Raw genomic sequence first — 23150 nt, 5'->3', positions numbered from 1 at the left:
CGCTCCTCTTGAAAGGTTATTCAGCCTGGCATGCTCAGCAAGCCCACCACACTGACCAGAATCAGCACCGCCCCCAGCACCCGAAAGAACAGCCCGGTATCGGCATGGAGCAGGTAACGGTGCGCCTTTTCGCCCAGCAGGTGGCCAATGAAAGCGCACGGCAACAGCCATAGCTGATGCACCAGCTGCAGGTCGACCCCCGCCACCACGAACGACACCATCTTGATGACCACGAGGATGAACCACAGCACGAACATGGTATCGCGCAGCTGCTCCTTGGCCACATGGGCGGCAAACACCGCCACGATCAGCGGCGCGCCAATCAGCGAGGTGCCGCTGACATAGCCGCCCAGCCCCAGCAGCAGGTAATCCACATAGCGGTGCTTGCTTTGGAACGGCTTGTTCAAGACGTAGCCAATGGCGTAGATGATCACGATGCCAAAGATGATGCTGGTCATGACATGGTTGGGCAGGGTCAGCAGGCCCACCACCCCGACCAGCTTGGGGATGATCATGATCTTCAGCGCCTTGACCAGATACCCCCAATCGATATTGCTTTGCACCGCGGCTCCATTGCCCGCCTGCCGCACCTGCCGGTGCCCGTTCCAGGCAATCCAGCTGGAGAAGATCAGCAGATGAATGGCAATGATGGGCAGAAAGACCAGCGGCTCGTTGCTGACCAGCAGCAAAAACGGCAGCGCCAGCACGGCGCCACCAAAGCCCAAACTGGTGCGCACGAAGCCACTCCAGGCAAAGATCAGCCCAATGAGTACGTACTGGTACCAGAGTAGATCGGCCATGGTGCAATGCGGTCCTTGTGGTTATGGGTTAGGGGACGTGACTCAGCGTCAAGGGGTATCCAGCTGCCACCAGCGTGGCAGCAGCGCCCGTATACGCGCCTGGGAAAAGCGGTCATCCATTAATACCACAACCCCACGGTCCTCGGGGCCACGGATCACCCGGCCCGCTGCCTGCACGACCTTGACCATGCCCGGCACACGGTAGGTATAGTCGTCTCCGCGCCCAAAGCGCGCCTGTAGCCGAGCCTTCAGCGCTTCGTTGAAGTCGTTGAAGGGCGGCAAGCCCAGCGTGGCCACAAAGGCACCGATCAACCGCTCGCCGGGCAGGTCGATCCCCTCCGCGAAAGCGCCCCCCAGCACTGCAAAACCGATGCCGCAGCCGCCGGGCGTAAAACGTGCCAGAAAAGCGTCGCGCTCGGCCTCCTGCATGCTGCGCGTCTGGGCAAACACGGGAATGTCCGGGTGGGCCTGGGCAAACGCAGCCAGCACCTGTTCCAGGTAGGCAAAGCTGCTGAAGAACGCCAGGTAATGGCCCGGGTGGCGCTGGTACTGCGCCGCCAGGGTAGCCACGATGGGCGCCACCGAGGCCCCGCGGTGATGGTAACGGGTGGAGATATCCGTGCGCAGCTGCACTTCCAGCTGCTGCGCCACGAAGGGAGACGCCACCTCGCGCCACACGCTGTGCTCCGGCAGCCCCAGCAGGTCACGATAGTAGTGAAAGGGCGACAGCGTGGCGGAGAACAGCACCGCGCAGTGGGCACGCTTGAAGCGCGGGCCAAGAAAATCCGCCGGGATCACGTTACGCAGGCCGAGGACGGCACTGCCCTTCCCCGCGACGTCCAGGTCGCACAGCGAATGATCGCCAAACTGCTCTGCCAGGCGGCAGAACGCCAGCGCCTCGAACAGCAGTTCCTGAAGCGCCTGGCTCGCCCCGTCAGGATGCTCCACCAGATAATCCGTGATCGCCCCGGCCAAGGTATGCAGTGCACCCAACAATTTGCTGGGTAGCGCATCCAGCAGGTGATAACGACGCTCCGGCGCCTGGTCTTCCACCGCCTTGTTGAGGGCCTGCCACTGCCTGCCAACGCGCGCCAAGGGCTTGGCCAGCGCCGGTGGGGAGTGGCGCCGCAAGTAGCTCAGACGCTGCTGGGAGAGCGCAGCGCTGTACATGCCACGGGCACGCTCGACCAGATTATGGGCTTCATCCACCAGCAGGCCCACCCGCCAGTCGTTGGCCTGGGCCAGCCCGTGCAAAAGCGCGTGGCTATCGAACCAGTGATTGACATCCCCCACGGCCACATCGGCCCAGCGGGCCAACTCCTGGCCCAGATAGTAAGGGCACACCTGATGCGCCAGCGCCACCTCGCGCAGAGCCTCGCGGTCTAGCCAGCCATGTTCCACCGCCGCCTGACGGGCCGCGGGCAGGCGATCGTAAAAGCCTTTTGCCAGCGGGCAGGCATCGCCCTGGCACGCCGTACCGGGGTGCTCGCAGGCCTTGTCACGCGCCACCAGCTCCAGCACCCGCAGCGGCTGTGCGGGGGCCTGCAGGCTGGTGAGGGCATCCAGCGCCAGGCGGCGGCCGGGGGTTTTCATGGTCAGAAAGGCGATGCGGTCGAGCCGCTGGCGGGGCATCGCGGAGAGCATGGGAAACAGCGTGCCCAGGGTCTTGCCGATACCGGTGGGCGCCTGGGCCAGCAGGCAGCGGCCGGTGCTGGCCGCCTTGAAGACATCCTCGGCCAGTGCCCGCTGGCCGGGGCGGAAATCCGCATGGGGAAAGCTCAGCGTGGCGAGCCATGCATCGCGGCGCTCGCGGTGGGCCGCCTCCTGGTCGGCCCAGGCCAGGAAACGCTGGCACTGGTGGGCAAAAAACGTTTCCAGCTCATCGGCGCTTGCCTCGCAGGTCAGCCGGGTTTCCTGACCGCTGGCAATATCCAGGTACACCAGCGCCAGCGTGATATGTGCAAGGCCCCGCTCGGCACAGAGCAGCGCGCCGTACACTTTCACCTGCGCCCAGTGCAGCGCCCGTTGGTTATCCGCCATGCGCGCCAGGCTACCGCGATGGATCTTGACCTCTTCGACACAGTTGCCCGCCACATCGAAACCATCGGCGCGGCCAGACACGCGCAGCCCCTGATACTCACCGGAGAGCGGCAGTTCGGCGAGATAACCGGGGATCTTTTCCCGCCGCTTGGCCACCAGAGCGTGCCCCTCGATGCCCTCCTGAGCACTGGGTGCGGGCGTAAAGCGGTGGTCCAGGTCACCCTGGCGGGCGGTGAAGTCACACAGGGTACGCACCGCCACGCGATAGCGGCTCATGGGTCGGGCTGCCAGCGCACGTGGCAAACCTCGACGGGAATCCCCTGGCGGCAGAAGAAGTCGATCCAGCGACGCTGGTTATCCTGCAGACGATCCCCCGGCCCTTTGACCTCGATCATCCGATAGCGCGGCTCGCCATCTGCTGCTTCCGGCATCAGCTGAATGAGGTCCGGCAGGCCTGCGCGATTGTGCTTGAGGTCCCCCAGCAGGCGGGTAAAACAGCCGCGCAGGTGCGCAGCGGGCAGGCAGTCAAGCGCCATGGTGACCAGCGGTTCGCTCAGCACTCCCCAATGCACGAAGGGGGAAGCAAGGCCCTGCTTGTCCTGCCAGGTGGCCAGAATCGTCGCGCGGTAGCGGCCATCCTCCAGCTGCGCCAGGCAGGCGTTGATCTCTGCCTGGCGCTGGCCCACGAAGTCTTCGCGATAGAGGTCCGCAGGCCCGCTGTGGAACGGGTGAAAGAACGCTCCTGGCAGCGGCTTGAAAATGACTGGCCAGAGCAGCAGGCCGAACAGCCCCGTGATCAGGCAGTTTTCCACATAGAAGACCGGCGCACGGGCGGTGGATAAGTGCTCGGCAACAGCGCGCTCCACCGGCTGCGGCCCGGGCAGCTCCAGCACGTAAGTGGGGGCATCGACGGCTTTGGCGGCCGGTGGGGCGGGCAAATTCAACTTGCGCGTCAGGCGCGGCAGCAGGCGTCCCAGCGCCTGGGCTTCGCTCTCGCCTGCCTGAGCGAGCGACGCCTCGGCAAGCGCGTAAGCCTCCTGATAGCGGCCCAGGCGCTCCAGCACTCGCAGCCGACGAATACGCGCTTCGCTGTTGCTGGACTCGGCATACAGCGCCAGGGCCAGGGCCGCCTCACCGCTGCGCTCTGCCGTGTGCCCCAGGGTCAGCAACAGCCGCGAGCGGCGGGCGTCCAGCCAGCGGTTGCCGAAGGCAGCGGGCACGTCAGTGGCGAGCACTCCCGGAGCCTCGCCGCTCTCCAGGCGCTCGCGCAGGCGGTGCAGCGTGAGATAGGTATCGACCTCTTCGCGGCGCTGAAATGCACGCGAATCCGAAGAGAGCGGAAGCTGTTCGAAACGCTGCAAGCCAAGCTCGGTGAGCACGAATTCGGCCCAGTCCTGGCGCAGGTTGCCAAAGAACATCAGCCGCAGGCGGTCGCATAGCGCCATGATGTCGAGGCGCACGATGTTCGTGGTGGCCTCTGGCCACCACTGCTGCAGCGGGCGTGCCTCGGTAAGCCGTAGTGTCAGTGCCGCCTGAAGTTCGCGTTTGGTCGCCCTGGGGGCGATGCCCAGCTCAAGGATCGTCGGTTGCAGAGCGTCGCGCAGCTCGCTGAGGCGCAGCAGCCGAAATAGCGCCTCGATGCTCAACGGCGGCGTCTCGTCGACCCACCCCTGGGCCAGTAGCGGGGCCAGTGCCTGCCGGGTGTCGCCAATCTCGGGGTAGCTGAGCTTATCGATGCGGAACAGCTCGCCTTTGCGCATCACCATGCGTACCAGCAGCGCTTGAGCAGCCCGCGGCAGCTGTGACCATTGCTGGAGGGCGTGATGCTCCTCGGCACTCAGCAAATCGCCGTGACGCGACTGCACCCAATCGACCACGAAGCGGAAATTCGCCAGGTAGTAAAAAGGGTCATCGAGGGAGGCGGTGGCCGAAACGGCATGAGCACTGTTCATGCATCCATTGTAACAGCGCTGGATGGCGTGGGTTAACCCACCCGGTGTTGATAAAGCGCGTCTAGCGCGTCGTCCACGAAGGGATCTTCCAAGGAGGCATCATCTATGGAAGGGGCGGCAGGCTCGCTACCGGTCAGGGCATCACGGGGCTGACCCGCGAGAGGTGCAGTGCTGGTAACGTTCGAGGAGGGCGGCTTGCGACCGCCCACCAGCACGTACCACTCTGCTTCGCTGAGGTAGTGCTGGCACCAGCGGCTCAAACCATCGGCGACGGCGTCGCGAGTGCGTTCACCGCTGCGAAACGAGGTGGCCAAATAAATGAGATCCTGACGCGCAATGCGTGCACGGGCATTGCCGCCATGCACTTGGGAGAGCGGGCAGCGTCGGTCATAGGCCGCGTTGGTGAGGGCATTCAGCCAACGCTCCACTTCATGTGCCTGTATTCCGCCGTAGACTGCCACGACACGCTCCCGCCATCATCGATAGGCTAAAAAGGCGTAAGACTGCCCGAATTTGGTGCCGTTGTCATCTCGCACCCGCACCAAAGCCCTGCAAGACATTCACCACATTGACACCGATATCTCCCACTGCATAGCCCCCTTCCAGTAAAAAGACGCAGGGCAAACCACACTGGGCCAGCCGCTGGCCAAGGGCCGTGAAGTCGGCGTGCTGGAAGGTAAAAGCGCTGATCGGGTCGCCTTCGAAGATGTCCACGCCCAGCGACACCACCACCAGCTCACACTCGGCCTGGGCAATCCGGGTCAAGGCATCGTCCAACGCCGCCATCCACCGCGCCACCGACGTACCGGGCGGCAGCGGGTAGTTCAGCGTGTAGCCCTCGCCCTTGCCCTCCCCCGTTTCGTCGGCATAGCCGGAAAAGTAGGGAAAGGTCACGTCGGGGTCGCCATGCAGGGAAGCGAACAGCACATCGTCACGCTGGTAGAAAATCTGCTGGGTACCGTTGCCGTGATGAAAGTCCACGTCCAGCACGGCCACGCGATGCATGCCGCTGGCCAGGGCCCGCTGGGCAGCAATGGCGGCATTGTTGAAGAAGCAGTAGCCACCGAACTGATCGAAGGCTGCATGATGGCCAGGCGGGCGGCACAACCCAAAGCTGGGCTCGCCGGTGGCCAGCGTATGCTCCACGGCAGCCAGCGCAGTGTCCTTGCTGGCCATGGCCGCCGCAAACGTCCCCTCGCTGATCGAGGTTTCGGCGGCCAGCGCATAGTAGCCCAGCTGGCCGCTCACCGAACTCGGTATGCGGTCGCCGCGCAGGGTCCGCGCTGGCCAGATATTGGGAATGGCCTCGCCTTCATGACCGGCGGCCTGCCATGCCTGCCAGCAGCCATCCAGGAACGCCACGTAGTCTGCATCGTGCACCGCCAGCACGGGGTCGAGCCCATAGGCCTGCGGTGCCTGCACCTCGATATTGGCCTGCGCCAGCGCCGCCAGCACGAGATCCATGCGCTCCGGGCACTCGAAGGGGCTGACCAGCGTGCCATCGTGCAGTTCACTGCGCGCCTGACGCAGACGACTATCCTCGGAAAAAAACGTACGCATGAAGGCTCCTGTTGCCATGGTGTGTTTACTCGCTTTCCGGGTGCCACCCTTCGACCGGCCATTGGCGGGCCCAGTGGCGCTTTTGATCCGGGGTGCGCTGTTTCAAGCGGTACTCGGCCTGGCTGGCCGTGGCGCGATCAGGAAACGGCTGCGCCCCCAAGAGCGCCGTGGGCGGGTGCGCACGGGTATAGCGCGCGCCCTTGCCGGTTCGGTGGGCCTGGTAGCGCTTCGTCAAATCATTGGTGATGCCCACATAGGTGCCTCGGCGACACTCCAGCAGATACAGGTACCAGGTCGTGGTGGTCAACGCCATGTTTTCTCGTCAGCCAGAGGTGGTCGAAGCCGTGAATGCCGCCATGATGTTTTCGAGCTCCGCCAGCGGCATGGGTTTGGCCAGCCCGAAGCCCTGGAACATGTCACAGCGGTAAGTCATCAAACGTTGGTGCTGGGCGTCATTCTCGACCCCTTCGGCCACCACGCCAAGCCCCAAATGGTGGGCCATGGAAATGATGCCCTGCACGATGGCGGCATCGTCATCGCTGTGAATCAGCTCGTTGATGAAGCTGCGATCGATCTTGATGGTGCTGATGGGCAGGTGTTTCAGATAGCTCAAGCTCGAGTAGCCGGTGCCGAAGTCATCAATGGCGACGCTCACCTGCATGCTGCGCAGCGCATGCAGAATGCCAATCGCCGACTCGGTGTTGTTCATCAGGATGCCTTCGGTCAGTTCCAGCGTCAGCTGCTCGGCAGGAAGACCGGTCGATGAGAGCGTCTGGCGCAGCGTCGCCAGAAAGCTTGCGCGATGAAACTGCAAAGGCGAGAGATTGACCGCCACCTTCAGGCTTCCCAACCCCTTTTGCTGCAGGCTCAGCATGTCGGTACAGGCACGCTGCAGGACCCACTCGCTGATGGGCACGATCTGCCCCGTTGCCTCGGCCAGCGGAATGAAACGCGCCGGAGAAATATAGCCTTTCACGGGGTGCCGCCAACGTACCAGGGCTTCTACGCTGACGATGTTGCCCGCGCCGTCGAACAGTGGCTGATAGTGCAGCTCGAAGTTTTGATGGTCGATGGCTTCCTGCAAATCGTTGCGCAGGATGACGCGCTCACTGGCCAGCTCGTTGATGTCGTTACTGAACCAGGCATACGCATTGCGCCCTTGCTGCTTGGCCTTGTACATCGCCATGTCTGCCTGCTGAATCAAGCTTTGTGGCTGGGGCGTGGTCGGCCCACTGATGGCGATGCCAACACTGGCCGTCAGGTACAGCTCGTGGCCATCGATGCAGTAAGGGCGAGCCAAGGCGGGCAACAGGCGCTCGACGATGTCGATCACCTGCTTTTCGTCACTGACCGACGAAATCAGCAGCACGAACTCGTCACCGCCCAAGCGGGCCACCGTATCTTCCTGGCGCAGTGCCGCCTTCAGCCGCTGGCCTACTTCGATCAATACCTGATCACCCACGGCATGCCCCAGGCTGTCGTTGATCGGCTTGAAATCGTCCAGATCCACGAACAGCACGCTGATGGCGTGCCCCCCCAGCTGTGCCTGGGCAAACTGTGCCTGCAGGGCTTCTTCGAAATGCATGCGGTTAGGCAAGCGAGTCAGGTCGTCATGGGTGGCATGATAGGCCAGGCGAGCTTCGTAGGCCTTGTGCTTGGAAATATCGTGCTGAACGCCGACAAAATGGGTCACCCCGCCATCCTGGCCCCGTACTGGTGCGACGTAGAGGTCGTTCCAGAACGGCGTACCATCCTTGCGATAATTGCACAGCGTGACGTGGGTCTCTCGCTGGTTCTGGAGGCCGCAGCGCAGCGCCTCCACCATGTCCGGGTCGCTCTCAGGCCCTTGCAGAAAACGACAGTTCCGACCAATGACGTCTTCCAGCGAGTAGCCGGTCATCACGCTAAACGCACGGTTGGCGTAGATGATCGGCAAATCCGGTGCGCGGGCATCGGCAATCAGCACGCCGTTCACGCTGGCTTCCACGCTGCGCTCCAGAATGCGAAGACGAGTCTGCTGGGCGCGGCTTGCGGTGACGTCCTGTGCAATGCCGTACACCCCGTCGACTCGGCCATTGACCGTGATCGGAATACCGATCACATCCAGCAAGCGCTGCTGGCCATCACGGTGGCGCAGCGAGACTTCGAAGCGCGCGATTTCGCCGCCCAGCACCTGCTGAAACTGTTGCGCCACATGCGTGACGTCGTCAGGGTCGATAAAGTTGGCAAAGTGACGCTGCAAGACCTCTTCCCGAGGAATGCCGGTCACACGCCCGCAGGTTGCGTTCGCTTCGATGAAACGCCCTTCGGGATCCACGGCAAAAATGGCGTCGGGGTGGTGCGCAAACAGCGAACGATAGCGCTGCTCGCTGTCGGCCAGGGAGTGGCGCGCTTCGGCCAGCTCTTTGGCCCGGGTGACGCTTGCCCTCATCAGCCCCACGCTGAACGCCAGCAGCCAGCTCATCACCAGCCCACCCAGCGTGACGCTCAGCGGCATCACGCCCAACAGTGCCCAGTTGTAGTGTTGGCCGGGATAGGCGCTCAGCATGAGGTTGATCCCCCCCGGCAACCCCATATGCCGAGATGCCAGCATCAGCGTGGAGGCTTCGCCATCATCGACCGTGAACCCGGAAGGGTGCAGCCGAATCAGCCGTTGGTCCGCCCGGCTGACGTCCACATGAAAAGGCCCCAGCGCCAGCCGCAGCTCGTTGCCCAGCAGCTCGCCCAGATGCAACGAGGCCAGCAGCTGCTCGGGCTGGCCAGGAATGGGTACGGCCATCAATATCTGGCTGGGCTGACGGCTGTCCGGGATCAGTAACCGAGGGCGTTCGAACGGAATGTTCATCCAGGCCTGTACCGCAGGCATGGCCAGCTGCTCCAGCAGCCAGCCATCACTGCGTTGCCTGCGCCCTTGCGACCACCGCAGCGCCCCCGTCTCCTCCCTCAGTGCCATGGCATGCAGGCTGAGCGTATCGCGAAAATAGTTCTGGGCATCTTGTGCCAGCAACCGCTCACGCTGCGCGCCTGTCACCCCGTCCAGGCGCTCAGCCATGCGCTGCATCAGCTTTAGCCGTTCCGACATGGCCTGTTCGGCGTTGAGCTGCACATTATCCAGCAGGTAACTGGCCTGCAACTCGGCCGAGGAGCGCTGATGCATGCTCAGCAGCAACCACGCCAGACTACTGGCCAACACCCCTGCCAACCCGACCACCACGGTCAAGCGGCCCGGGCTGAGCCGCTCATGACGCTGCCGCCAGCCGGCCACCAACAGCGCAGCCCCCAACAGCACGATGAACACCAGTACCGCCAGAGGCGAGGAGGTAAAGAGCGTCGCCTGGTTTGCCTGAGGACGCCATAGCTGGAGCACCACCACGCCGCCAAACAGCAGCAAACCTATTCCTGCCGCGCGCCACCAGCGCTTTTTTGCCGCCCCTTCCACACCACGCCATAGGCAGACATTGATCATCAGCAACACCACCGCCGCCAAACTGGTCATGCGCGGTTGCCCAGTGACCCACGATTCGCTGACGCCCTGCGCCATCAGGTTGTGCAGCAAGGTGTACAGCAGCAGCGCCGTCAAGCCTCCGGCACTTGCCAGCCTCAGCACGCGCCATCGGCACAGCGTGGCCAGCAGGCTGACGCCGATCAGCAGCGTCGCCAGCGCGGCATCCGGCACCAGCATCGGGCCGAATACCACTTGTGGCAGCACCAGCCCCACCAACAGGCTGGTCGCTCCCATGCACAGGAGCGTCGCCGAGACCAGCAGCAGTAGCGTCTCGGCGGCTAAATCACGAGTATTCAAGGGCATTAGACGTGGTGGCTCCGGTCGATGGTCTGGCTAGCGCTCGAACGCTAACCGCTGGGTCAGGCTTTCCAACTGTTGATACTGCTCATCCAGATACTGCCCATAGGCCTCCAGCGGGCGAAAGTCCACCAGAGAGCCGTGGGTGTCCATCAAGCGACGTGCCAGGTCAGGCGCTTCCAGCGCCTGACGGAAGGCGGTGGCAATGACGTCAAGACGCTCAGGAGGCGTGTTCAAGGGAGCAAACAAACCGCGGTCCGTGGTATTGACCAGCGTGATGCCCTGCTCCAGAAGCGTCGGCACGGACGGTAGCGCCGCAAGACGCTGCTCGCTGGCAGCGCCCAGAGGCACCAGGGCACCCGACGCAAACAGGGCACCTGCCGACGGCAGGTTGAGCATGGCAAAATCAAGCTCTCTGCCTAACAAGGCCACGACCTGGGCACCGGTATCAGGATATTGGACGAACTGTACATCGCTGGCATCGATACCGGCCTGCGCGAAGAAGTGTAGCCAAAAAAAGTGGTCCGTTGAGTTGGGAATCACCCCGAACAGCAGCTTGCCCGGCTGTTCGCGCACCTTTTCGGCAATCTGGGAAGCACTGCTGACCGAGTGACCTGCATAGGTGGCCGGAATGTTCACGGTGCGGGTCAGCAGGGCAATGGGGGCGAATGCCTCATGCGAAAAGTTGGAAAGCCCCGACAGGTAGGCGAGGTCGATGGTTTGATGGCTGCCCAGTACGGTGTAACCATCGGGCGGGGATTCCTTGACGAACTGCGCCCCCAGCGTGGCCCCGCTGCCGGGCATGTTCACGACGACGATGGGGGCCTGTAGCGCAACCTGGGCACGCTCGGCAATGGCTCTGAACAAGACGTCCGTTGCGCCGCCTTCCCCGTAGGGCAGCACCAGCGTCATGTCCGTGGCAGGGTAAGGCTCCGCTTGCGTCTGGCCATGGGCAGAAGCGCCCACGAAAAGGCTTAGCCACCCCAACAGCACGATGGCCCCCCAGCCACTCGATGAAGACCATAAACCACGCTGCCGTCGCCGTTCGGTTTGCTTCGTGTTCATCGGGGGTGCCTCATGCTACTTAGTCTTATAGCTGGCAACATACCTTGAATTTGCGTCCGCTTCCACAAGGGCAGGCATCGTTACGGCCCGGCTTCAGGCGTATCACGGTGGGCTTTCCATCGACGTACCACCACCGCTGCTCTTCCCATACGAACCGCGAGGCTTCTTCCAGCACATGCCAACGGCCTGATTCCCTGAACGTTGCCTTGAAGTGCACGTGCCCTTCATCGCGGGAAGGCTGCGGTGCCGACACGATGACCAGCGATTGCCACTGCGTCGTGGGGTCGGGTGGCAGTGTGGCTGGGCGCGTGGTGGCGTGCCAGGTGGCCAGCAAATAGTCACGCTCATTCAACGCAAAGGCGGTGTATCGTGAACGCATCAGGGCTTCCGGGGTTTCTGGAACGGCCTGGCCCTGATGAAACGGTTGGCAGCAGGCTACCAGTGGCAACGTGCTGCCACAGGGGCAACTTTCCGGCATGGGGTGGGTCATAACGGTGACTCTGGCTTGTGCAATGAATAAAGGCTGTAGACGTTTTGTTTCGGTAATAGGGCCCGAGTCAGGTATAGTAGCAGAGCAAGATCTTCAGACAGACGGAGTACGACAACACGATCGATCATTCTTTCCAAACGCAGTGGAGGTTCTCCTATGAAGGTTTACAGACCGGAATGGCAGTGCACGTTTAGCGTAAACGAAGGCGCGGAAGAATCAGCAAACTGGAAAGAGCGAATCGCGTGGCGGCTTAGAGCCGTGGCAGACCGCCTGGAAGGCAAAGGGCGTACGGTGAAAATCGACTATGACGTGTCACCCACGGTTAGCCGAGACGAAGTCGACCACTGCCTGGGCAAAGGCTTTGAAGTCACCCAGAAGCTGTTGACCCAACTGGCTCGCCAGCAGGCCTGCGAAGATGTCATGCGCCATGCGAAAGCCGAGCTTTATGAAGAGCATTACCCTCAGCATTGATCGCTCTAAAGCATCATGAAAACATCCGCCGCGTCACCGGGCGGATGTTTTTTTATGGGCGTGAGCGCTCGACTTCAGGCATGGTCATCGGCTTGATAGGCCGATTGCAGGGAGCCACCCAAGCGCTGCATGAACTGCTGACATGCCTCGAGCTGTGAGATCTCGATATACTCATCCGGCTGGTGTGCCTGGGCAATGCTGCCCGGCCCCAGAATGATCGTCTGCAGCCCCTGCCCCTGAAACTGGCCAGCCTCGGTGGCGTAGGCCACGGCATGCTGGCAACAGCCTGCCGGAAGGTGCGCTTCTGCCAGTTGCAGCACCTGCTGGTTGTCACGGTTTGCCAACCCGGGCACCGTCACGTTCAAGGGCTCTGTGGTGATGTCGACGGTTTTCCCCTGGGCCGCCAGGGCCTCACTCAGCGTGGCGCAGTAGTCGCTGAAGCGGGCATACACCTCTTCGAAGGTTTCCGTGGGCAGGTGGCGTATCTCCCACTCGAACTGGCACTCCCGCGCCATGATGTTGATGGCCGTGCCCCCCTTGATCTTGCCCACGTGCAGGCTGGTATGCGGCACGTTGAACGCCTCGTCCACGCATCCTTCTTCGACCAGCGTGGCCATGGTGTCCTCGATGAAAGTGACCAGCCTGGCCGCCACATGAATCGCCGAGGTGCCCTGGTTCACCTGGCTGCTGTGGGCCTCGCGCCCCACTACGGTAGTGCGCAGGTTGGTAGCGCCTTTCTGGGCAACCACTGGCTGCATGCTGGTCGGCTCGCCGACGATGACCCGTGCCGTGGTGGAGTAGTGCTCATAAAAGCGCTTGATCAGGCTCGGCGCCCCGACACAGCCGATCTCTTCGTCATAGGAAAAGCCCAGGTAGACCGGCTGCTGCAAAGGCGCCTTGACCCACTCGGGCACCATGGCCAGCGCGCAGGCGATGAAGCCTTTCATGTCGCAGGTACCTCGCCCATACAACCGACCATCGCCCCCATCACGCAGGGTGAACGGGTCGCTGCTCCACGGCTGCCCTACGACGGGCACCACATCCGTATGCCCGGAAAGCATCACCCCGCCGGGCGCATCAGGGCCGATGCGCGCAATCAGGTTGGCTTTGGTGCTACAGGGGCTCATCACCCGCTCGGAAGCGACGCCAGCCTTGGTCAGGTACGCTTCGACAAATTCGATCAGGGCCAGGTTGGACGCGCTGGAGGTGGTATCGAAGGCGACCAGTCTGGTCAGTAGCGTGGTGACATCGCTCATAGTGCTCTCGCTGTGCAGGCTTTTGGCCACCCTAGCACCGCCATGGGCATTTGGAAATGCTGACCGTCACGACAACTTCACCGTGCGTTCATGAAAGCGTCATCTACACTTTCTACTGTGCAGTGCACCCAAAAAATTCAACAAACGTACTGCGCATGACCTACAAGGAGTCGTTATGTCTCGTTTCACGTTGCATGCTCTTGCCCTCGGTGTGGCGACGGCCACTTTCAGCCTGTCGGCCCAGGCCACGACCAACATTCAGTGGTGGCACGCCATGGGAGGTCAGCTCGGTAACCTGCTGGAAGAGATGACCGAAGACTTCAATGCTTCCCAGGACGATTACCGCGTCACCCCCAGCTATCGGGGCAACTACACCGAAACGATGACTGGCGCGATCGCGGCCTTCCGTGCAGGCGAACAGCCCCACATCCTGCAAGTATTCGAAGTCGGTACCGGCACCATGATGAATGCCGACGGTGCGATCTACCCAGTCTACGAGCTGATGGAAGCCCACGGCCGTGCCTTCGACCCGGATGCCTTCCTGCCCGCCGTGGTGGGCTACTACACGGACACCAACGGCAACATGCTGTCGTTCCCGTTCAACTCCTCGACGCCCATCATGTACTACAACCGGGATGTGTTCGAAGCCGCTGGCCTGGACCCGGAACAGCCGCCACAGACCTGGGAAGAACTGGCCGAACAGGCCACCCAGATCACCGAGTCGGGTGCCGCACGCTGTGGCTTCACCTCTTCATGGCCAAGCTGGGTGATGCTGGAGAACTTCTCCGCCATGCACAACTCGCCGCTGGGCACTCTGGAGAACGGCTTTGGTGGCCTGGAAACCGAGCTGAACTTCAATAACGACCTGGTGGCCCGCCACTGGGACAACCTGAAAGCCTGGCAGGACGCGGGTGCCTACAAATGGGGCGGCCCCGGCTCAGGCCCTGATGCCGAACCCATGTTCTACTCCCAGGAGTGCGCGATCTTCTTCGGCTCATCGGCCTCACGGGCAGATGTGGCAGCCAACGCCGACTTCGAAGTAGGCTTCGGCATGCAGCCCTACTATGCCGATGTCGACGGCGCGCCGCAGAACTCGATTATCGGGGGTGCCACGCTGTGGGCACTGCAAGGCCATAGCGATGAAGAGTACGAGGCCGTTGCTGCCTTCTTCGAGTACCTTTCAGAGCCCGAAGTGCAGGCCAAGTGGCACCAGCAAACCGGCTACCTGCCGATCACTCAGGCGGCATGGGACTTGAGCACCGAGCAGGGCTATTACGACGAGAACCCAGGCGCGGATATCTCGCTCAAACAGATGACGCTGAACGAGCCCACCGAAAACTCCAAGGGCCTGCGCTTCGGCAACTTCGTGCAGATTCGCGACATCATTTCCGAAGAGATGGAAGCCGTCATGACCGGCAACAAATCTGGTCAGGCCGCTGCCGATGCAGCCGTTGAGCGGGGTAACCGCCTGCTGCGTGACTTCCAGTCCGCCAATCAGTAAGTAAGCGCTTGCTTCGCCGCCTGAACAACATCAGGCGGCGAAGTCGTTTCAAGTATCGCTCGGCATCGGTACTCCTCGACCCGCGTACCCCTCGCCTTACGTGCTACCCGTTCTCGCGGAAACCTGCTTATGCAAACCAAACGCATGACCTTTCCGGGGCGCTTTCTGCCTTATGCGCTGCTGGCCCCGCAAATCGTCATTACGCTGATCTTTTTCATCTGGCCGGCGGGCAAGGCGCTGTATCAATCGCTGCTGCGCGAAGATGCCTTCGGCCTGCGCACGACCTTCGTCGGCATGGAGAACTTCACTCGCCTGTTCAGCGATGGCCACTACCTCAATGCGCTTTCGGTCACGGCCACCTTTGCCATCGGCACCACGCTGCTCTCCATGTCGGTGGCGCTGTTACTGGCCTGCACGGTGAATCGCATGATCCGTTCGCGCAGCGCCTATACCACCCTGCTGGTATGGCCTTATGCCATTGCGCCCGCCATTGCCGGAGTGCTGTGGTGGTTCATTTTCAATCCTTCCATCGGCATCGTGCCTTACATGCTCGACATGGTGGGCTACCGCTGGAACCACCGCACGTCGGGCAGCGACGCCATGCTGCTGGTGATCTTTGCCGCCGCCTGGAAGCAGATTTCCTACAACTTTCTGTTTTTTCTAGCGGGCTTGCAGTCCATCCCGCAGTCGTTGATCGAAGCCGCCGCCATCGACGGGGCCAGCCCCATGAAGCGCTTCTGGACCATCGTCTTTCCGCTCCTTTCCCCCACCACGTTTTTCCTGATGGTGGTCAACGTGGTGTACGCGATGTTCGATACCTTCGGCATTATCCACGCCACGACCCAGGGCGGCCCCGCACAGGCCACCAACACCCTGGTGTACAAGGTGTATGCCGATGGCTTCGTAGGCTTGAACCTGGGCTCTTCGGCGGCGCAGTCGGTCATTCTGATGGCCATCGTGATCGCCCTGACCATCGTTCAGTTCCGCTTCATCGAGCGCCGGGTCAACTACTGATCCAGGCGGATTGTGAGGAGTTTCGTTATGGTTGAAAACCGCCCCTGGGCCAACCTCCTGGCCCATCTGACGCTGATCCTGGGCGTTGCCGTGGTGGTATTTCCGGTGTACGTGGCGCTGGTGGCCTCGACCCAGGCCCCCGGCGACTTGCTGCGCGGCACGCTGCCCATGCTGCCCGGCAGCCACGGCCTGGAAAACTACACGCGCATGTGGCAGTCCGGCGTTTCCAACGCGGGCGCGCCACCGGCAGGCACCATGCTGTGGAACAGCTTCGTGATGGCCATGGCCATTACGCTGGGCAAACTGTCCATCTCGCTGCTGTCCGCGTTTGCCATCGTCTATTTCCGTTTCCGCTTTCGGATGCTGTTCTTCTGGCTGATCTTCATCACCTTGATGCTGCCGGTGGAGGTGCGCATCATCCCCACCTTCCAGGTGGTGGCCGACCTGAAGATGCTCAACAGTTTTGCCGGGCTGTCGATTCCGCTGATTGCTTCGGCCACCGCTACCTTTCTCTTTCGCCAGTTCTTCATGACCATCCCTGAAGAGATGCTGGAAGCCGCCAGGGTGGACGGCGCGGGGCCGCTGAAGTTCTTCAAGGACATTCTGATGCCGCTCTCGATCACCAATATCGCGGCGCTGTTCGTGATCATGTTCATCTACGGCTGGAACCAGTACCTGTGGCCGCTGCTGATCACCACCAACCCGGATTACTACACCATCGTGATGGGCATTCAGCGCATGACCTCCGATGAAAACCCCCAATGGCACTTGATCATGGCGGCCGTCGTGATGGCGGCCCTGCCACCGGTACTGGTGATCCTGTTTATGCAACGCCTGTTCGTGAAAGGCCTGACCGAGACGGAGAAGTAACCATGGCCAGCATTACCCTGGAAGGGCTTAAGAAAACCTACGCCGGTAACGTGGCAGCCGTCAAAGGCATCGACCTGCACATCGAAGATGGTGAATTCGTGGTACTGGTGGGGCCTTCCGGCTGCGGTAAATCGACCCTGCTGCGCATGGTGGCCGGGTTGGAAACCATAACCGAAGGCACGTTGAAGATCGGCGAGCGGGTGGTCAATCGGCTGGAGCCTGCCGAACGGGACATCGCCATGGTGTTCCAGAACTATGCGCTCTACCCTCACATGACGGTCTACAACAACCTGGCCTACGGCTTGAAGAACCGCGGTTTCAAGAAGCATGACATCGACCAGCGCGTGCGCGCCGCCGCCAAAATGCTGGAAATCGAGGAGTACCTGGAGCGCAAACCGCGCAAGCTTTCAGGTGGCCAGCGCCAGCGCGTGGCCATGGGACGCGCGCTGGTACGCGAGCCCTCGGCCTTCCTGTTCGACGAGCCGCTCTCCAACCTGGATGCCAAGCTGCGGGTGCAGATGCGCGTCGAGATCAAGCAGCTGCAGCGTCGCCTGAAGACCACCAGCCTGTACGTCACCCACGACCAGCTCGAAGCGATGACCCTGGGCGACCGCCTGGTGGTGCTGAACGCAGGCAATATCGAGCAGGTAGGCACGCCCATGGAGATCTACACGCGCCCTGCCACGCTGTTCGTGGCGCAGTTCATCGGCTCCCCTGCCATGAACATCCTGCCGCTGGCGTATCTGGCCCCCCAGGATCATGAAGGGATACTGAGCCAGCTGCCGGAAGGCACGGATACCCTGGGTATTCGCCCGGATGACATGCTGCTGACACCGCCTGCCGAGCCGCATATCGCGCTACGAGCCACGCTGATGCTGTACGAAGCAGCCGGGGCCGAAAGCCACCTGTACGTGCATCTGGCCGACCGCCAACAGCCTACGGTACTGAAAACCGCAGGCCAGCCCCCCGTTCAGGAGGGCGAGACGCTCAACCTGTACGTCACCGCCGGAGCCCTGCACCCGTTCAATGCCACCACCGGGCAGCGCACCGGCTGAGCCTGCCGCTTGCCCAGGGCGATGAAGTGACTATTCGTCCTGGGCAATATCCACAATGCGACCCTCGGGCTGATAGAACACCTCGCCACGAGACACCACATGATCACGCAACATCTCCCAGTCGGTATGGCCCACGATGGTATGGCGGCCATCGTCGTGGGCCGCCCCCAGTGCCGTGTGACCATCGCCACCCGCCGCCGTGAAGTTGTTGGTGGCCACGGTATAGGTCTTGTCCGGATCGATCGCCTGCATGGCACCTTCGCGGTTCACCTCCAGGCTGATGAGACGCTCGCCTGCGGGCTGACGACTGTCGTAGGTGAGCCGCGTGCCTTCGGACACCTGCAGGAAGCCACCGCTTTCGTCCGGCGCATTGGTCAGCGCAATTTCGAAGGTTTCCAGCAGCTCGGCACCAGTGACTTCCAGCAGCGTCAAACGGTTACCGAACGGCTGCACGGCGATCAGGTCACCCACGGTGATATCCCCCTGGGGCAGCGCTTCACGAATACCGCCGCTGTTCTGTAGCGCCATGAGGGTGTCCGGTACCACCTTGCGCGCTGCATGGAGCTGACCGTCGGCAATCAGGTTGCCCAGCGCCGTTTCGTTGGCGCGTACGCTCAGCGCATCACCCTGGCCATGACGAGGGTTGGGCAGCGCCAGAATCGCCTTCGCACCTACCTGTTCGTCACGCAGTGCTTCGATGGCCTCGGTATACGGTGCTAAAAGCTCCAGCGCAGCCGCATCCGGCGTGCGCTCGTCGGTGGCCAGCAGCTCACCGCTGACCTCCTGGACCACGCCATCGGCATCGAAGATCACCTGCATGACCCCCAGATGCTGGCCATACTCACCCGCCTGCCCTACCACGGTGGGCGCTGGCCAGTGCTCGGTCAGCAGCGCAGGCGGGGCGACCCGCGTATGGCTATGCCCCCCGATGATGACGTCGATCCCCTCGACCTGCTCTGCCAGCAGCAGGTCGTTACCGACGCGGGGGTCGCTGTCGTAGCCCAGATGCGTGAGCGCGATGATCTTGTTGACTCCCTGCGCTTCGAGCGCCTCGACCATCGCTTCGGCCGCCTGACGATACTCACCAATGGTGACCTGGCCCGGGCTGGAGATGGCGTCGCTATCCTGGGTGCTCAATCCGAAGATCCCGATACGCTCCCCCTGATGTTCGAGGATCATGCCGTCATAGAGATACCCCGCCTGGGGGTCGGCCGTGATGCTCTCCCCGAGGCGCTCGGCAAACTCGGGAGACGCCGAAAAGTCCAGGTTGGCGCCCAGAATGGGGAAGTCTGCCCCTGCAAAGAACGCCGCCAACGCCTGATGACCGGTCTCAGGGTCACCCAGGTCGAACTCATGATTCCCCGGCACGAACGCGTCGTAGCCCATCAGGTTCATGAAGGTCAGCGCGTCCTGGCCCTGAAATTCGTTGAAGTAGAGCGTCCCGGAGAAGATATCCCCCGCATCCAGCAGCAACCCCTCGCCATAGGCCTCCCGGGCCTCGTTCAAGGTGGCCACCAGGGCCGGGTAAGCATCCGTGCGGCCATGCAGGTCGTTGGTGTGATAGATCGTCAGGGTAAAGGTCTCGTCGGCCATCACGGCCGATGACGAGATCATGAGTGCACCCGCAATGGCGCATGGAGTAACAAAGTGTCGTGAGGTCATGGACTGGGTTCCTTTCGTCAGGGTCAAGTCACTTTCCTGGTATATGTAACGATACTTGCTTCCTGCGGCACAAGACAGGGCACATTGCGTGTCATCGCTTGTTCACCTGGCTGTCGCCTCGGTGTCACTGTTGGGCCTCACCATGGCGCTAAACGTGATAAAGGGATGAATCGCTCATGCGACTCTGTATCGTCAGCGAAACATGGTCACCGGAAATCAACGGCGTCGCGCACACGTTGAACCGGCTGTGTCGTGAACTGCTGTTGCTGGGTATCACAGTGGACGTGATACGCCCGGCGCCGCGTCAACCTGGCAGCGCTGCGTGCGCTACCCAGGAACTTCAGGTCAAGCGGTTTGCGCTGCCTAACTATACCGACGTTCAGGTAGGCTTTGCCCGCCCTGGGAAGCTTCAGCGCTTTTGGCAGCAGTACCGCCCGGACGTCGTCTATCTGGCAACCCAAGGCCCCTTGGGCTGGGCGGCCCGCCAGGCAGCCCAGCGCCTGGAACTGCCGCTGGTGGCCGGTTGGCATACCAACTTCGACCACTACTGCCAAGATTATGGTGTTGCCTGGCTGGCCAAAGCGACACGACGCTATTTGCGCTATTTCCACAATGGCTGCGCCCTCACCCTGGTGCCTACCCAGCAGCAAGCCGTGGCGCTGCGCCAGGATGGCATCAAAGACGTGCAGGTGCTTTCCCGAGGCATCGACGGCGAGCGCTTCTCCCCTGCCCACCGCGACCTCGCGCTGCGCCAGCAGTGGGGGGTCAGCGAGCATCAACCGGTGGCCCTGTACGTGGGGCGCCTGGCACCCGAGAAGAACCTTTCGCTCCTGCAGGAAACGCTGCAAGCCATGCGCAGCGCTCGCCCCGATATGGCGCAGGTCATCGTGGGCGACGGCCCGGCCCGCAGCCAGCTGCAAAAAGCCTTGCCAGAAGCCCACTTCACCGGATTTGTGGACAAGCATTCGCTGGCCCGCCACTACGCCAGCGCCGACATGTTCGTGTTTCCCTCGCTGTCCGAAACCTGGGGCAACGTAGTGACCGAAGCCATGGCCAGCGGCCTGGCAGTCGTGGCGTTTCGCCACGCAGCCAGTGCAGAACTGATTCACAGTGGTCATAACGGCATCACCGTGGCGACCGACGATGCGCTGGGCTTTCAACACGCAGCGGTCACGCTGTGCCAGCACCCTGCCGATTACGCACGACTAGGAAGAGTCGCCCGCCTGCGCGCACTGGAACAGAGCTGGTCGGGCATTGCCGAGCAATTTCTACGTTACCTGCACCATGCCCAGGAGGCCCGCCATGCGAGCTCGCCCGCTTGTCGTATTCGATCGTCTTGACCTGTGGGAGTGGCGCTTTTGCCAGCGCGTGACGCATCTCTCGCTCTACCGCCCCTGGCGTCTGACGCTCCAGACGGCCAGCAAACTGGGTGATTGGCCCGTCTGGGTGCTGCTGATTGCAGCTCAGCCGTGGCTGCAAACAGACGGCCTATGGCGCATGTGGCAATACTCACTGATCGCGCTGCTGGCGATCCTGGTCTACAAGCTGGTGAAAACTCGGCTTTGTCGCGAACGCCCTTTCATCACCTACCTGGGGGGCGTCCACTGCGGCGAACCTGCCCGAGACCGCTACAGTTTTCCCAGTGGTCATACCATGCATGCCGTGATGTTCAGCGTCCTGGTGGCCAGCCACACGCCCTGGCTGCTACCAATCGTGTTACCGCTTGCCTTGATCATCGCGATTTCAAGAGTAGGCCTGGGCCTGCACTATGCCAGTGACGTGTTGGCCGGTGCTGCCATGGGCTACGGGTTTGCGTTACTGAGCCTTTACTGGATGGGCTAGGCGCTGTTCGACGCCTGAAGGCCATAGCGCTTTCATTTGATTGGCACTACGTTTATCTCATTACCCTTTTCGGATCATCAAGGAGCGATGAGATGACCATGACCGTAGGTGAACTGTTTATCGCGCTGGTGCTCATTGCGCTAGTGCTGCTGGTCAGCAATGCGCTGCGCCTTTGGCTACCCTGGCTGCGCCGCCTGTTTCTTCCCAGTTCGGTGATTGGCGGGCTGCTCCTGCTGCTGCTTGGTCCCGATGTCATCGGGCGCTTCATGCCCACACTGTTCGAAGAAAGCCCCGGGTTGTTCCCCACTTACGTCCAGGAGAGCTGGTCGGCGCTGCCCGGGCTGCTGATCAACGTCGTCTTTGCTGCCCTGTTCATCGGCAAGGCCATCCCTGGGCTGCGCACCATCTGGTTACGTGCAGGGCCGCAGGTCGTGGTGGGCCAGACCATGGCGTGGGGCCAGTATGTGGTAGGTCTCAGCCTTGCATTGCTGGTACTGGTTCCCATGTTCAACATGAACCCCATGGTGGGGGCACTGATTGAAATCGGTTTCGAAGGCGGGCACGGCACCGCCGCAGGCATGGCCGACACCTTCGCCGACCTCGGCTTTGAGGAAGGCGCCGACCTGGCGCTGGGCCTGGCCACCGTCGGCATCGTTTCGGGGGTGTTGATCGGCACGGTGATGATCAACATCGCGGCACGCAGAGGCGTGGTCAAACCCACCCGTGAAGAAGACCAGCCGGATGAAAGCCTGCGTGAAGACGAACGCCCCTCTACAGAAGAGTTCAGCGAATTCAAGAAGGATCTGGCACAAGAAGCAGGCACCACCGACCCATTGAGCCTGCATATCGGGCTGGTGGGCATCGCCATCGTGATTGGCTGGCTGCTGCTGACAGGCCTGCAGTGGGTAGAGCAGATGACCTGGGCACGCGACGGCGGGCTGGAAATACTCGCCCACGTGCCGCTGTTTCCCATTGCCATGATTGGCGGGGTGATCGTACAGCTATGTGTCATGCGCTTTGGGCTGGAACGGCACGTATCCACCCGCACCATGTCACGTATTGCGGGCACCGCGCTGGATTTCACCATCGTGGCCGCCCTCGCGACGCTTTCGCTGACCACGCTGGGTGATTACTTCATCCCGTTCCTGCTGCTGGCACTGGCCGGGATTGCCTGGGGCTTGTTCGTGCTGATCGTGATCGCCCCTCGCGTGATCCCCGAGAACTGGTTCGAACGCGGTATTGGTGACTTCGGCCAATCCATGGGGGTGACCGTCACCGGACTGTTGCTGATGCGCATGGCAGACCCCAAGAACAAGTCCGGCGCACTGGAGAGTTTTGGCTACAAACAGCTGATGTTCGAACCCGTGGTGGGGGGCGGCCTGTTCACCGCCGCCGCGTTACCGCTGATTGCCCAGTTTGGCGCACCCGCCGTGCTGGGATTGACCGCCATACTGACCGTCGGTTGGCTGGCATTCGGATTGCTCTACTTTGGCAGGATGGTGCCCAATCGTGGCAAGGGTCGATGGCAAGGCAAGTAAACATCGGATAGCAAAACGCCCGCAATAGCGGGCGTTTTGCATTGGGACGGATGTCTTGCAAGGGAGGACTTACATATCAGGTGGCATGTCGTCACGCTCTTCCAGGCCCCCTGAAAATGACGTCTTGAACGCCATATACAGGCCTACCCCCGAAAACCCCAAGAAGAGCACGAACATGCATAACATCAATACCATCGCCATAACGCGTGTCCCTGTCAGTGTGCGGCCGTTG

19 protein-coding genes are annotated in these 23150 nt (G+C 62.0%); 8 read left to right on the top strand and 11 right to left on the bottom strand.

The features are described from left to right. Positions 1-20: 20 nt before the first annotated feature. From LG409_RS01425 to LG409_RS01385, 9 genes are all read right to left on the bottom strand, one after another. Positions 21-800: a sulfite exporter TauE/SafE family protein gene (locus tag LG409_RS01425; RefSeq protein ID WP_144984347.1), complete on the bottom strand. Its 780-nt coding sequence runs from the start codon at positions 798-800 to the stop codon at positions 21-23. Between the two features lie 48 nt (positions 801-848). Further along, positions 849-3116 carry an ATP-dependent DNA helicase gene (locus LG409_RS01420; RefSeq protein WP_227407458.1) on the bottom strand — a complete coding sequence of 756 codons (2268 nt, stop codon included), beginning with the start codon at positions 3114-3116 and terminating at the stop codon, positions 849-851. Next, the gene (locus LG409_RS01415) at positions 3113-4792 is read right to left on the bottom strand and encodes a VRR-NUC domain-containing protein (RefSeq protein WP_227407457.1); all 1680 of its coding nucleotides are present in this window, start codon (positions 4790-4792) and stop codon (positions 3113-3115) included. The genes LG409_RS01420 and LG409_RS01415 overlap by 4 nt, the downstream gene beginning before the upstream one ends. Before the next feature lie 32 nt (positions 4793-4824). Beyond that, complete coding sequence (locus LG409_RS01410; RefSeq protein WP_039183209.1) at positions 4825-5253, bottom strand: hypothetical protein; 429 nt, start codon at positions 5251-5253, stop codon at positions 4825-4827. 64 nt (positions 5254-5317) lie between these two features. Beyond that, positions 5318-6352 carry a histone deacetylase family protein gene (locus tag LG409_RS01405; RefSeq protein ID WP_227407456.1) on the bottom strand — a complete coding sequence of 345 codons (1035 nt, stop codon included), beginning with the start codon at positions 6350-6352 and terminating at the stop codon, positions 5318-5320. 25 nt (positions 6353-6377) lie between these two features. Then, positions 6378-6665, bottom strand: a complete 288-nt coding sequence (locus LG409_RS01400; protein ID WP_039183214.1) for a GIY-YIG nuclease family protein — start codon at positions 6663-6665, stop codon at positions 6378-6380. A gap of 9 nt (positions 6666-6674) precedes the next feature. After that, the gene (locus LG409_RS01395) at positions 6675-10160 is read right to left on the bottom strand and encodes a bifunctional diguanylate cyclase/phosphodiesterase (RefSeq protein WP_227407455.1); all 3486 of its coding nucleotides are present in this window, start codon (positions 10158-10160) and stop codon (positions 6675-6677) included. 30 nt (positions 10161-10190) lie between these two features. Continuing rightward, positions 10191-11219: a Bug family tripartite tricarboxylate transporter substrate binding protein gene (locus tag LG409_RS01390; protein ID WP_144984359.1), complete on the bottom strand. Its 1029-nt coding sequence runs from the start codon at positions 11217-11219 to the stop codon at positions 10191-10193. 25 nt (positions 11220-11244) lie between these two features. Beyond that, positions 11245-11709 carry a YchJ family protein gene (locus LG409_RS01385; protein WP_189462991.1) on the bottom strand — a complete coding sequence of 155 codons (465 nt, stop codon included), beginning with the start codon at positions 11707-11709 and terminating at the stop codon, positions 11245-11247. Between the two features lie 156 nt (positions 11710-11865). Between LG409_RS01385 and LG409_RS01380 the strand changes: the two genes are divergently transcribed. Next, a complete protein-coding gene (locus LG409_RS01380; RefSeq protein ID WP_039183225.1) occupies positions 11866-12180 on the top strand; it encodes a hypothetical protein in 315 nt (104 codons plus the stop codon). A gap of 74 nt (positions 12181-12254) precedes the next feature. Here LG409_RS01380 and argE read toward each other — a convergent pair whose 3' ends face one another. Next, the gene (gene argE, locus LG409_RS01375) at positions 12255-13436 is read right to left on the bottom strand and encodes an acetylornithine deacetylase (RefSeq protein WP_227407454.1); all 1182 of its coding nucleotides are present in this window, start codon (positions 13434-13436) and stop codon (positions 12255-12257) included. Between the two features lie 175 nt (positions 13437-13611). Between argE and ugpB the strand changes: the two genes are divergently transcribed. The 4 genes from ugpB (at position 13612) to LG409_RS01355 (ending at position 17876) form a co-directional block, all read left to right on the top strand. Further along, a complete protein-coding gene (ugpB, locus tag LG409_RS01370) occupies positions 13612-14937 on the top strand; it encodes a sn-glycerol-3-phosphate ABC transporter substrate-binding protein UgpB (RefSeq protein WP_039183231.1) in 1326 nt (441 codons plus the stop codon). Between the two features lie 129 nt (positions 14938-15066). Further along, positions 15067-15951, top strand: coding sequence for a sn-glycerol-3-phosphate ABC transporter permease UgpA (ugpA, locus tag LG409_RS01365; protein ID WP_227407453.1), 885 nt, complete (start codon positions 15067-15069; stop codon positions 15949-15951). A gap of 27 nt (positions 15952-15978) precedes the next feature. After that, the gene (gene ugpE, locus LG409_RS01360; RefSeq protein WP_039183237.1) at positions 15979-16821 is read left to right on the top strand and encodes a sn-glycerol-3-phosphate ABC transporter permease UgpE; all 843 of its coding nucleotides are present in this window, start codon (positions 15979-15981) and stop codon (positions 16819-16821) included. Between the two features lie 2 nt (positions 16822-16823). Then, on the top strand, positions 16824-17876 hold the full coding sequence (locus LG409_RS01355) for a sn-glycerol-3-phosphate import ATP-binding protein UgpC (RefSeq protein ID WP_096921616.1): 1053 nt from the start codon (positions 16824-16826) through the stop codon (positions 17874-17876). Between the two features lie 30 nt (positions 17877-17906). On the opposite strand, the gene LG409_RS01350 is transcribed toward LG409_RS01355, so the two are convergent. Beyond that, a complete protein-coding gene (locus LG409_RS01350; RefSeq protein ID WP_227407452.1) occupies positions 17907-19490 on the bottom strand; it encodes a bifunctional metallophosphatase/5'-nucleotidase in 1584 nt (527 codons plus the stop codon). A gap of 224 nt (positions 19491-19714) precedes the next feature. Here LG409_RS01350 and LG409_RS01345 point away from each other — a divergent pair, with 224 nt between their 5' ends. From LG409_RS01345 to LG409_RS01335, 3 genes are all read left to right on the top strand, one after another. Continuing rightward, a complete protein-coding gene (locus tag LG409_RS01345) occupies positions 19715-20878 on the top strand; it encodes a glycosyltransferase family 4 protein (RefSeq protein ID WP_039183246.1) in 1164 nt (387 codons plus the stop codon). Next, a complete protein-coding gene (locus tag LG409_RS01340; protein ID WP_039183250.1) occupies positions 20841-21380 on the top strand; it encodes a phosphatase PAP2 family protein in 540 nt (179 codons plus the stop codon). Before LG409_RS01345 ends, LG409_RS01340 begins: the two co-directional genes overlap by 38 nt. A gap of 92 nt (positions 21381-21472) precedes the next feature. Continuing rightward, positions 21473-22918, top strand: coding sequence for a sodium/glutamate symporter (locus LG409_RS01335; protein WP_227407451.1), 1446 nt, complete (start codon positions 21473-21475; stop codon positions 22916-22918). The last annotated feature ends 232 nt before the right edge of the window (positions 22919-23150 follow it).

It is taken from the genome of Halomonas sp. NyZ770 (genome assembly GCF_020616575.1).
Taxonomy (GTDB): Bacteria; Pseudomonadota; Gammaproteobacteria; order Pseudomonadales; family Halomonadaceae; genus Vreelandella; species Vreelandella hamiltonii.
The sequence above is the reverse complement of the archived record's forward strand: the minus strand, read 5'-3'. Positions and strand labels throughout refer to the sequence as shown.